Source organism: Tropicibacter sp. S64, from assembly GCF_049803835.1.
In the GTDB taxonomy this organism is placed as follows: Bacteria; Pseudomonadota; Alphaproteobacteria; order Rhodobacterales; family Rhodobacteraceae; genus Pacificoceanicola.
The window spans coordinates 55,778-68,115 of the sequence record NZ_JBNAGK010000021.1 but is presented as its reverse complement, the minus strand read 5'-3'; the positions used below and the strand labels follow the sequence as shown (position 1 = coordinate 68,115).

Here is a 12,338-nt window from a genome sequence, read left to right as displayed (position 1 = left end):
AGCCTTGCTGTTACTGGATCAAATCAAGCCTATCGGACCATTAGTACCGGTCAACTGAACGCATTGCTGCGCTTACATCTCCGGCCTATCGACGTGGTGGTCTACCACGGTCCTCAGGGATACCTTGTTTTGAGGGGGGCTTCCCGCTTAGATGCCTTCAGCGGTTATCCTGTCCGTTCATAGCTACCCTGCACTGCTGCTGGCGCAACAACAGGTCCACCAGTGGAACGTTCACCCCGGTCCTCTCGTACTAGGGGCAACTCCTCTCAAGTATCCTACACCCACGGCAGATAGGGACCGAACTGTCTCACGACGTTCTAAACCCAGCTCACGTACCTCTTTAAATGGCGAACAGCCATACCCTTGGGACCTGCTCCAGCCCCAGGATGAGATGAGCCGACATCGAGGTGCCAAACACTGCCGTCGATATGGACTCTTGGGCAGTATCAGCCTGTTATCCCCAGCGTACCTTTTATCCGTTGAGCGATGGCCCTCCCACTTGGGACCACCGGATCACTATGGCCGACTTTCGTCTCTGCTCGACTTGTCAGTCTCGCAGTCAGGCTGGCTTTTGCCATTGCACTCAACGAGCGATTTCCGACCGCTCTGAGCCAACCTTCGCGCGCCTCCGTTACGCTTTAGGAGGCGACCGCCCCAGTCAAACTACCCGCCACGCAGGGTCCCGGATCCGGATAACGGACCGCGGTTAGACATCAAGCAGAACAAGGGTGGTATCTCAAGGATGGCTCCACCGGGACTGGCGTCCCGGTTTCAAAGCCTACCACCTATCCTGCACATGTTGTGCCTGATGCCAGTGCGAAGCTGTAGTGAAGGTGCATGGGGTCTTTCCGTCTAACCGCGGGTAGCCGGCATCTTGACCGGCAATTCAATTTCGCTGAGTCGATGTTGGAGACAGCGGGGAAGTCGTTACGCCATTCGTGCAGGTCGGAACTTACCCGACAAGGAATTTCGCTACCTTAGGACCGTTATAGTTACGGCCGCCGTTTACCTGGGCTTCAATTCAGAGCTTGCACCCCTCCTTTTAACCTTCAGGCACCGGGCAGGCGTCAGACCCTATACGTCGTCTTGCGACTTCGCAGAGCCCTGTGTTTTTAGTAAACAGTCGCCACCCCCTGGTTTGTGCCCCCAGCCCCTAGTTGCCTAGGAACCGGGCCTCCTTCTCGCGAACTTACGGAGGTATTTTGCCGAGTTCCTTCAACATCGTTCTCTCAAGCGCCTTGGTATTCTCTACCAGTCCACCTGTGTCGGTTTAGGGTACGATCTCATGATGGAGCTATTTCCAGGAACCGCTCAGCAGCCCACCCAATCCGATAAGGGCAAACTACAGTCGCAATCCGTCACTTCCATCTGGCCCAGGAATATTAACCTGGTTCCCATCGACTACGCCTTTCGGCCTCGCCTTAGGGGTCGGCTTACCCTGCTCAGATTAGCTTTAAGCAGGAACCCTTGGACTTTCGGCGAGAGTGTCTCTCACACTCTTTGTCGCTACTCATGTCATCATTCTCGCTAGTGATCTCTCCACCGGATCGCTCACGCGCCGGCTTCACAGAAAGCACTTTGTCTTGTGCTACCGCCTATCGGCTACTTGAGCACGTTAATGCTCCAGCTTCCTAAGTGCGGCAATAAAGACAAGTGCTATGTCACACTACGCTCTGCTACCATGCCTTGCGGCATCCTAAGCTTCGGCTCATGGCTTGAGCCCCGTTACATCTTCGCCGCAGGACAACTTGTTTAGACCAGTGAGCTGTTACGCTATCTTTAAAGGATGGCTGCTTCTAAGCCAACCTCCTGGTTGTTTTGGTCGTCCCACCTGCTTTCCCACTTAGCCATGAATTGGGGGCCTTAGCTGTAGGTCAGGGTTGTTTCCCTCTTCACGACGGACGTTAGCATCCGCCGTGTGTCTGCCATCTAGTACTCCCGGGTATTCGGAGTTTGGTTAGGATCAGTAAGCCTGTGGGGCCCCATTACCCATCCAGTGCTCTACCCCCCGGGGTATTCGGATGACGCTCTACCTAAATAGATTTCGCAGAGAACCAGCTATCTCCGAGTTTGATTGGCCTTTCACCCCTAGGCACAACTCATCCCGACCTTTTTCAACAGGTGTGGGTTCGGACCTCCAACAAGTGTTACCTTGTCTTCATCCTGGTCATGCCTAGATCACTCGGTTTCGGGTCTGATCCATCTAACTCATGCGCCCTATTAAGACTCGCTTTCGCTGCGCCTACACCTAACGGCTTAAGCTTGCTAGATAGACCAAGTCGATGACCCATTATACAAAAGGTACGCCGTCAGGGCGCAAGGCCCCTCCGACTGCTTGTAGGCGTCCGGTTTCAGGTACTGTTTCACTCCCCTCGTCGGGGTGCTTTTCACCTTTCCCTCACGGTACTGGTTCGCTATCGGTCAGTAAGGAGTACTTAGCCTTCGGGGGTGGTCCCCCGATCTTCAGACAGGATTTCACGTGTCCCGCCCTACTTGATACGTCCCATCGAGCTTCCCATACGGGGCTGTCACCCACTATGGCTGATCTTTCCAGATCATTCTGGTCACTCTCAAGGCTCGGCTGGTCCCCGTTCGCTCGCCGCTACTAGGGGAGTCTCTATTGATGTCCTTTCCTCCGGGTACTTAGATGTTTCAGTTCCCCGGGTTTGCTCTTAAAACCCTATGTATTCAGGTAATAAGTACCTGTTTTACCCAATTATCAATAACCACGAGGGCTAATAATAACTGAGTATCAGGTGGGTTGCCCCATTCGGAGATTCATGGATCAAAGCCTATTCTCGGCTAACCATGACTTATCGCAGAGTATCACGTCCTTCATCGCCTCTTACTGCCAAGGCATCCACCAAACGCCCTTCTCGCGCTTGATTTGATCCAGAAAGAGCAAGGCATGATTGATGCGCTACCGCTTCGCTACTTGAGCGCCGGGGCGTTACACCAATGGCCGAGCATGGCACCTGGCTGGTATGTCAGATGCCGCTATTTCCGGATCAAAAGCATACTTTCCCACGGAGATCATTGATCTCCGCTGCGTCGATCATGCAATCGACGCGTTGGTTAGTGTACTTGACTTGGACAACTCTTGCTGTTTCAGCGGGGATATTGACCATCGGCCGGCTAGACCAATGTTCAACCTTCTGCCGTGGCAGAACCCGAAGAGATCGACTGTTACTCCAGTCAATCAGCAAGGTTGATTGATTTCTCTCTAAACGATGTAAATTAGGCGTCCTGGATCGGACGGATAAACATTCGCAAATGCTTATCGATACGATCCGGATGAATGGGGTCCACTCCCGAGGGAAGTGGTGGGTCGAGGAGGACTTGAACCTCCGACCTCACGCTTATCAGGCGTGCGCTCTAACCACCTGAGCTACCGACCCAGCGTGTTTTGCCAAAGGCAAAACCGCGACGCCGCGGCAGACGACTTTCGAAGAAAGTCTGTCGAAAGCGGCAAGCCCAACGTGGTTAAAACAAGGGCCAGGCAGTGGTGGAGCCTAGGAGGATCGAACTCCTGACCTCCTGAATGCAAATCAGGCGCTCTCCCAGCTGAGCTAAGGCCCCGTGCTTTGGGACCCTGCACCGCTGTGCAGGACCTACGTTCTGAAGAGATATGAGGACGACCCGGGTTCGTCTGATGTTGATCGGCAAAGGTACCGATCATTGCTAAGTGACTTACGTGAATGGCAAGCCATTCAATCTAAAGTCATCCTTAGAAAGGAGGTGATCCAGCCGCAGGTTCCCCTACGGCTACCTTGTTACGACTTCACCCCAGTCGCTGATCCTACCGTGGTCCGCTGCCTCCCGAAGGTTAGCGCACGGCCGTCAGGTAGAACCAACTCCCATGGTGTGACGGGCGGTGTGTACAAGGCCCGGGAACGTATTCACCGCGTCATGCTGTTACGCGATTACTAGCGATTCCGACTTCATGCTCTCGAGTTGCAGAGAACAATCCGAACTGAGACAACTTTTGGGGATTAACCCACTGTAGTTGCCATTGTAGCACGTGTGTAGCCCAACCCGTAAGGGCCATGAGGACTTGACGTCATCCACACCTTCCTCCCGCTTATCACGGGCAGTTTCCCTAGAGTGCCCAGCCGAACTGCTGGCAACTAAGGATGTGGGTTGCGCTCGTTGCCGGACTTAACCGAACATCTCACGACACGAGCTGACGACAGCCATGCAGCACCTGTCCTGCCGTCCCCGAAGGGAACCCTCCATCTCTGGAGGTGGCGACAAATGTCAAGGGTTGGTAAGGTTCTGCGCGTTGCTTCGAATTAAACCACATGCTCCACCGCTTGTGCGGGCCCCCGTCAATTCCTTTGAGTTTTAATCTTGCGACCGTACTCCCCAGGCGGAATGCTTAATCCGTTAGGTGTGTCACCGACAAGCATGCTTGCCGACGACTGGCATTCATCGTTTACGGTGTGGACTACCAGGGTATCTAATCCTGTTTGCTCCCCACACTTTCGCACCTCAGCGTCAGTATCGAGCCAGTGAGCCGCCTTCGCCACTGGTGTTCCTCCGAATATCTACGAATTTCACCTCTACACTCGGAATTCCACTCACCTCTCTCGAACTCAAGACCAGGAGTTTTGGAGGCAGTTCCGGGGTTGAGCCCCGGGATTTCACCCCCAACTTTCTGATCCGCCTACGTGCGCTTTACGCCCAGTAATTCCGAACAACGCTAACCCCCTCCGTATTACCGCGGCTGCTGGCACGGAGTTAGCCGGGGTTTCTTTACCTGCTACTGTCATTATCATCACAGGCGAAAGAGCTTTACGACCCTAAGGCCTTCATCACTCACGCGGCATGGCTAGATCAGGCTTGCGCCCATTGTCTAAGATTCCCCACTGCTGCCTCCCGTAGGAGTCTGGGCCGTGTCTCAGTCCCAGTGTTGCTGATCATCCTCTAAAACCAGCTATAGATCGTAGACTTGGTAGGCCATTACCCCACCAACTATCTAATCTAACGCGGGCCGATCCTTCTCCGATAAATCTTTCCCCAAAAGGGCGTATACGGTATTACTCTCAGTTTCCCGAGGCTATTCCGTAGAGAAGGGCACGTTCCCACGCGTTACTAACCCGTCCGCCGCTAACCCGAAGGTTCGCTCGACTTGCATGTGTTAGGCCTGCCGCCAGCGTTCGTTCTGAGCCAGGATCAAACTCTCAAGTTGAAAAGCTGTTGCCAGCTTATCCTTGACGTTCGAACCTCTGCACATCTCCAATACTTCACCGACTGCTTTGGGGGCCGTCGGCTATCTCCACCCGGCTAGGATAGGAGACGCATTGGAAGTCATCTGTTTGTCTGTGCTTCAGTTTCATCAGAAACCGAAAGCCGTCCAAACAGTGAAGCTGACACTGGATCATCGGACCGAAGCCCTACCAGCGTTGATATGCAGACATTTGATCCATCGAAATGAACCCAAGCCGCCCACATATCTCTTCAGATACTCGCGATGTCAAAAAGCGTCGGCCGCTGGGGCCGTGGTCCGCAGCGTGTCGTGTTGATCACGTTGCGGAGGCTCCCTCTAAGCCTCCACAAAAATGAGCGCAAGAACTTTTTTGCGGATTTCGCGATTTTTCTGTCCGACCCCCCGTTTTCGACCGGATGACGGGCAGCTTCCCCAGGGAGAACACAGCTTTGACGGGAAAAGTCCGCTCCGGGGCGGGCGCCACCCCCGAATCCCGGCCTCGCCCCGACCCTCGGGGCAGCGCGGCGATTCCCCGGCCCCGCCCTGCCGGGGATCGCTTTTGCAGGGCCCGCACCCGCTCCCTGCGCCCAAAAAACGGGCGCCCGGGCGCAAAATAACCCTGTACATCCGCGCCCTCCGCTTGCCAAACAGGCACGGACTGGCAGTTCATGGTCAAGACGCCCAAGCCGGCGGCAACGGGCGTGACCGGACCCTGCCCAGAGATGTTTCGGGAGACCTCGACTTATGGCGACCACGGGCAACCCGCAGGAGGAGGCACGCCGGATGCGGCTGCTTGTCCTCGGGATCAACTATGCGCCCGAGTTCATCGCCACCGGGCTCTATACCACCGGATTCGCCGAGCACATGGCGGCGCAGGGCATCGAGACCCATGTGGTCACCGCCCGCCCCTATTACCCCGCCTGGCGCACCTTCGACGGCTGGCGGGCACCGTGGTGGAAAGCCCGTCGCAGCGAGAACGGCACCCGCATCGTGCATTGCCCGATCTACGTGCCCGCGACGCCCAAGGGCCTGCGCCGGATGCTGCATTACATCAGCTTCGTCGCCAGCGCCGCGCCGGTGCTGCTGTGGAAGGCGCTCACCCGGCGCCCCGATGTCATGGTGCTGATCGCGCCTTCGCTTCTGCCCGCGCCGCTGCTGCTGGCCGCCGCCTGGCTCGCCGGATCGAAAACCTGGCTGCATGTGCAGGATTTCGAGGTCGAGGCCGCCTTCGCCACGGGCCTCCTGAAAGAGGACAGCGCAGGCGGGCGGTTCGCCCTCGCCTTCGAGCGCCGCGTCATGCGCCGCTTCGACAAGGTCAGCTCGATCTCGCGCCAGATGATGGACCGGCTGCGGCAGAAGGGCGTGCCCGAGCACCGCATCACCGAATTCCGCAACTGGGCGGACCTGAAACGCGTGGTGCCGATGACCGGCACCTCTCCGTTGAAGGCCGAACTGGGGATCACGACGCCGCATGTCGCCCTCTATTCCGGCAACCTCGCCAACAAGCAGGGTCTGGAGATCCTGCCCGAGATGGCCCGCGCCCTGAGCCACCGCACGGACCTGACGATTGCGGTCTGCGGCGACGGCCCGATGCGGGCGCCCCTGCAGGAGATGGCGAAGGACCTGCCGATGCTGCGCTTCTTCCCGCTGCAGCCCGTGGAGAAACTGAACGATCTTCTCGGCATGGCGGACGTGCATTTGCTGCCGCAGATCGCCGGGGCGGCGGATCTTCTGCTGCCGTCGAAGCTCACCAACATGCTGGCCTCCGGCCGTCCCGTCGTCGCCACCGCCGATCTGCACACGGCTCTGGGACAGGAAGTCGACGGCTGCGGCCGCGTGACCCCGCCGGGAGACGCCAGGGCCATGGCCCGCGCGGTCGAGGACCTGCTCGACTCGCCGGAAGAACGCGCGGTTCTGGGAGCCTCCGCCCGGAACCGGGCCCTGGAACGCTGGGACATGGGCGCGACCCTGAGCCGGGTAAAGACCCAGCTGGAGGCTTTGGCGGGACAGCGGGTTGTGCGGCAAGCGGAGGACGGCGAGGAGAGACGGGCGCGGGAAGGGAAGGCTTGAGCGGGGCAGCCATCGCCATCCATGAGGATGACTTCGGGATGCGGGTCCTTTACCCCGCCGCTGCCGCCTCCGCCGTTCTGGCGGACCTGAGGGAAGCGCAGACCGAAGCCGAGGCAAACCGCCTGCCTTCCGGGTTCTGGTCAGACGTCCATACCATCAGGGAGCCGGAAGAGACCTTTCGGGCGGCAGGCACCGCCCTCGATGGCGTAGCCCGGGCCCTCTCCTCGATAATGCCGAGAATCCGGGCGTTCAGCAGCGGATACGGCGGCGACTTCTCCCTTGACCCGGAAACGGACGCATACTGTTACGGCTTCGGCAGCCAGCTTTTCATCAAGCTCGAAGTGACCGAAGGCGTACTCGACGCGATCTGGTTCGACGCCAAAGGCACCACCGAAGACGAACGCCGCGCCCTGCGGAGCGCACTTGAACGGCTGGACGCGGTGGAGCCGCTGGTTCTGGCCGATTACTGGCTGGACATGGGCGGGCTGGTCAGCGACGCGGCCTTTATGGATCGCTATTTCGCGGAACTGGAAGCCACGGCGGCGCGGATGGCCAGCCCCGCCCGGACAGCGCATCCCGGTGCAATCCGTAGCTTCCTGCGGAGGTGGCTGCGCTGGGGATAGCCCCGAAACCGCCCACCGCTTGACCACCCTCACCCCCATACCCCTCCCACACCACACCACCCCCTTGCTCCTCCCCCTCCCCCCTTCGTACAAGCCTAGTGGTTTCATCTGACCGCCCGGGCCGCTCCCACGGAGCCCGAAGGCGGCACCCCAAGGGACAAGGCATCGCATGAAGAAGGCATTGATTACGGGCATTACCGGGCAGGACGGCTCCTATCTGGCGGAGTTCCTCCTCGAGAAAGGCTACGAGGTGCACGGGATCAAGCGCCGGGCCTCGCTGTTCAACACCCAGCGGATCGACCACATCTACCAGGACCCGCACACCACCAACCAGAATTTCCAGCTGCATTACGGCGACCTGACCGACACCTCGAACCTCACCCGCATCATGGCGGAAGTGCAGCCGGACGAGGTCTACAACCTCGGCGCCCAGAGCCATGTGGCGGTCAGCTTCGAGGCCCCGGAGTACACGGCGGACGTCGACGGCATCGGCGCGCTGCGCCTGCTGGAGGCGATCCGCTTCCTCGGGCTGGAGAAGACCACGCGCTTCTACCAGGCCTCGACCTCCGAGCTTTACGGCCTCGTGCAGGAGACACCGCAGCGCGAGACGACCCCCTTCTACCCGCGCTCGCCCTATGCCGTGGCCAAGCTCTATGCCTACTGGATCACGGTGAACTACCGCGAGAGCTACGGGATGTATGCCTGCAACGGCGTGCTGTTCAACCACGAGAGCCCGCGCCGCGGCGAGACCTTCGTCACGCGCAAGATCACCCGCGGTCTGGCCAACATCGCGCAGGGTCTGGAGCCCTGCCTCTACATGGGCAACATCGACGCGCTGCGCGACTGGGGCCATGCGAAGGATTACGTCCGGATGCAGTGGATGATGCTGCAGCAGGAGCAGCCGGAGGACTTCGTCATCGCCACCGGCGTGCAGTACAGCGTGCGCGAGTTCATCACCTGGTCGGCGCGGGAGCTTGGCATCGAGCTGGAGTTCTCAGGGACCGGCGTGGACGAGATCGCCACCGTCGCGGCGGTGACGTCCAACAAGGCCCCGGCGGTGAAACCGGGCGACGTGATACTGCGCATCGACCCGCGCTACTTCCGCCCTGCCGAGGTCGAGACGCTGCTCGGCGATCCGGCAAAGGCCAAGACCGTACTGGGCTGGGAGCCGGAGATCACCGTGCAGGAAATGTGCGCCGAGATGATCGCCGAAGACCTGCGCACCGCACAGCGCCACGCCCTCCTGAAACAGCACGGCTACGATCTGCCGGTGTCGCTGGAGGGGTGAGGCCATGAAACTCTACATCGCAGGCCATCGCGGCATGGTGGGCGGGGCGATCCTGCGCAGGCTGGAAGCCCGCAAGGCCGCCGGGGAAGACCTGACCCTCATCACCCGCACCCATGCGGAGCTGGACCTGACCAGTCAGGCGCAGGTGGCGGACTTCATGGCCTCCGAAAAGCCCGACGTGGTGATCCTCGCCGCCGCCAAGGTGGGCGGGATCATCGCCAACAACAGCTACCCCGGCCAGTTCATCTATGAAAACCTGATGATCCAGTCCAACGTGATCCATCAGGCCCACGCGAACGGTGTGCAGCGCCTGCTGCAACTCGGCTCGTCGTGCATCTACCCGAAGTTCGCGGAGCAGCCGATGCGCGAGGATGCGCTGCTGACCGGCACGCTGGAGCCGACCAACGAGCCCTATGCCGTGGCCAAGATCGCCGGGATCAAGCTCTGCGAGAGCTACAACCGCCAGTACGGCCGCGATTACCGCTCGGTCATGCCGACCAATCTCTACGGCCCCGGCGACAACTTCCACCCCGAGAACAGCCACGTGCTGCCCGCGATGATCCGGCGCTTCCACGAGGCGAAGGAGGACGGGCTGGACGAGGTGGTGATCTGGGGCACCGGCACGCCGAAGCGCGAGTTCCTGCACGTGGACGACATGGCGGAGGCCTCGCTCTTCGTGCTCGACCTGCCGAAGGCGCAGTACGATGCCAACACGCAAGAGATGCTCTCGCACATCAATGTCGGCTCCGGCACGGATGTCAGCATCCTCGAGCTGGCGCAGATCGTCGCCCGCGTCACCGGCTTCGAAGGCACCATCGCGACGGACCCGTCGAAGCCCGACGGCACCCCGCGCAAGCTGATGGACGTGGGGCGGCTTCGGGACATGGGCTGGCAGGCGCGCATCGGGCTGGAAGAGGGCATCGCGGAAACCTACGCCTGGTTCCTCGCCCGCGATCTGGCGGAGCTGCGGCAGAAGTAGCGGCTCCGGAGCGCTCCGGTGTCGATGGACGACAGGAAAGGGAATGGTATGAAACGGTTTGGCACCTGGTTGATGGTTGTCTCTTTCGCGCTCGCCGCCTGCACAGAGGGCGGACCCTACCCGCCGAGCAAAACCCCGGCACCGCAAAGCGCCATTGCCGAGGCAGAACGCACCGCGGCCCTCTGCGCCCGCAACGCCCCCAATGGCGCGGCCGCCATTGCCGCTCTCAAGGCGTCCGGGTTCACCCCGGCGAGCAACCCGGACATCGAAGCCGTGAAAAACGGGCTGACCGGAACCCAGCGGCTTGGGTATCTCGAAAACACGGAACAAGGGATCATCGTTCTGATCCGCTCCGCCAGCGCAAAACAGAGCAGCTTCTTCTGTTCGATCTCCGTGCGGGACATGACCGTCGCGCAGGGCGCTCAGGTCGCGGACATCTGGGTCAGAAAATATCGGGCAACCGACAAGACGCTGTTCAAGGATGCCCCGCTCAAGAATGAGGTCATGGGTTGGCAGGCGATTGCGGACAGGAGCTATACCCAGATCGGCATCTCTCCTTCCACATCGCATCCCGGCGGGCCGGGGGCGACCATCGTTCTGCGCTTTGCCACGAAGGACGCGGGCGCGCCGGTGTCATCCGGCAGCTACACGATTACCAAGACACGGTGAGGTACAGGACGATCCATAACCCTGCGGTTGGCGGTCCCTCATGATCCCCTTCTACCTCCTGAACGGCATCGCGCTTGTCATCGTCTACACCGCCGGGGAGGCCCATCCCGGCCCCTCGCTGCTGCTGGCGGCGAGTTTCCTCGTCTCGCTGGCCTGCTTCACCCACGCGGTCTTCGCCCGCAGCCTCTCGGCCACCAGCTTTGCCTACCTGCTCTATGCCACCTACGGCTTCATCCTCGCCGGGCTGATGCAGGTGCGCACGGACCGCTTCTACTGGATCAACAACTCCGTCCGGCGCGACCTCCTGCCGGATTCGGCGCTGCTGGTCTTCGTCTCCACCATCGCCTTCGCCGTCGGCTATTTCCTCAAGACCGGCAGCCGCAGCACGCCGCCGCAGGCCGACGCGACGGAGCCACCCGCCCACCCGGCGCGGATCTCCCGCGCGACGTTTCTCGTCTGCCTGCTGGCGCTGGCCTACCTTGCGCTCAACGTGCAGAAATACGGGCTGTTCTCCTTCATCGGCACGCGCTACTCCACCTCGGTCGTGCGGCTGGTCACCGGCAGCGGCGCGGCGGACATGGGGCTGGCCTTCACCCTGACGCGCAGCCTCGCCATGTCCGCAATCATCGTCTCGGGCTTCGTCCTCTTCCGCATGGGGCTGCGCAACCGCTGGACCTGGGCCGCCTTCGGCATCGCCTGCCTGACGCTCGCCATCGCCAACTTCCCCCCCGCCCTCGCCCGCTTCTGGCTCATCGCCACCATCATGGCCGTGCTGATGAGCTGCGCCAGCGGCTGGTTCCGGCGCTGGAAGACGCCGCTCTTCGCCTCCGCCCCGCTGCTGATGTTCTTCCTCTTCCCGCTCCTGCAGGCCTACAACCGCCGCTCCGAGAGCCTGAACTTCGACGTCTCCTTCACCTCGCCGCTCGAGGCCATGCTGCACGGCGACTATGACGGGGTGCAGGCCGGGGTCAACGTCATCGGCCTCGTCGAGAGCGGCGGGTTGACCTGGGGCGCGCGGCTGCTGTCCTCGCTGCTGTTCTTCGTGCCGCGGTCGATCTGGGGCGGCAAGCAGCCGCCCACCGGCTCCGACGCCGCCGAGGCCGCCGGATACAGCTTCGTCAACATCTCCGCCCCGCTGCCCACGGAGTTCTTCGCCGATTTCCACTACGTCGGCGCGGTGATCGGCATGGGGCTGATCGGCTGGGCGGTGCGCAGCCTCGACGACATCTACGAGAGCGCCGAGCGCCCGCTGATCGCCATGGCCGCCATCATCGTCGCGGGCTTCGCCCCGATCATCGGGCGCGGGCCGCTGCTCGGGATCATCTCCGCCCCCGCCGCGGCGCTGTTCCTGCTCGGGCTGTGGCTGGTGCTGTCGCGCATCCGGACCGGGCGCAGGCATCAGCACCACACCGGCAGGGCGGTGCCTGGCGGCAGACCGCGCTGACCCGGCCCGGCCCTGCCCGCATTCTGACCCATCCCGAAGCCCCGCCGCCCCGTGTC

At 61.0% G+C, this 12,338-nt stretch carries 6 protein-coding genes, 2 tRNA genes and 2 rRNA genes; 6 read left to right on the top strand and 4 right to left on the bottom strand.

The genetic code is table 11. The features are described from left to right. Positions 1-19 precede the first annotated feature (19 nt). From ACP159_RS24080 to ACP159_RS24065, 4 genes are all read right to left on the bottom strand, one after another. Positions 20-2,888: ribosomal RNA gene (locus tag ACP159_RS24080) — 23S ribosomal RNA — on the bottom strand. A gap of 433 nt (positions 2,889-3,321) precedes the next feature. Continuing rightward, a tRNA-Ile gene (locus ACP159_RS24075) sits at positions 3,322-3,398 on the bottom strand. A 105-nt stretch (positions 3,399-3,503) separates the two neighbouring features. Then, positions 3,504-3,579: transfer RNA gene (locus ACP159_RS24070), tRNA-Ala, on the bottom strand. A gap of 152 nt (positions 3,580-3,731) precedes the next feature. After that, positions 3,732-5,191 (bottom strand): 16S ribosomal RNA (locus ACP159_RS24065). The 16S and 23S rRNA genes sit together here with 2 tRNA genes alongside, the layout of an rRNA operon. Before the next feature lie 762 nt (positions 5,192-5,953). On the opposite strand from ACP159_RS24065, the gene ACP159_RS24060 reads away from it, so the two are divergent. From ACP159_RS24060 to ACP159_RS24035, 6 genes are all read left to right on the top strand, one after another. Then, a complete protein-coding gene (locus tag ACP159_RS24060; protein ID WP_425102277.1) occupies positions 5,954-7,279 on the top strand; it encodes a WcaI family glycosyltransferase in 1,326 nt (441 codons plus the stop codon). Next, a complete protein-coding gene (locus ACP159_RS24055) occupies positions 7,276-7,902 on the top strand; it encodes a hypothetical protein (RefSeq protein ID WP_425102276.1) in 627 nt (208 codons plus the stop codon). Before ACP159_RS24060 ends, ACP159_RS24055 begins: the two co-directional genes overlap by 4 nt. Positions 7,903-8,071: 169 nt before the next feature. Further along, positions 8,072-9,190 (top strand): GDP-mannose 4,6-dehydratase, encoded by a 1,119-nt coding sequence (gene gmd, locus ACP159_RS24050; RefSeq protein WP_425102275.1) that lies wholly within the window; start codon positions 8,072-8,074, stop codon positions 9,188-9,190. Between the two features lie 4 nt (positions 9,191-9,194). Beyond that, positions 9,195-10,169: a GDP-L-fucose synthase gene (gene fcl / locus ACP159_RS24045; protein ID WP_425102274.1), complete on the top strand. Its 975-nt coding sequence runs from the start codon at positions 9,195-9,197 to the stop codon at positions 10,167-10,169. A 48-nt stretch (positions 10,170-10,217) separates the two neighbouring features. Further along, entirely contained in the window at positions 10,218-10,838 is a 621-nt protein-coding gene (locus ACP159_RS24040) for a hypothetical protein (protein ID WP_425102273.1), read from the top strand. Between the two features lie 40 nt (positions 10,839-10,878). Next, positions 10,879-12,282, top strand: coding sequence for a hypothetical protein (locus tag ACP159_RS24035; protein ID WP_425102272.1), 1,404 nt, complete (start codon positions 10,879-10,881; stop codon positions 12,280-12,282). The last annotated feature ends 56 nt before the right edge of the window (positions 12,283-12,338 follow it).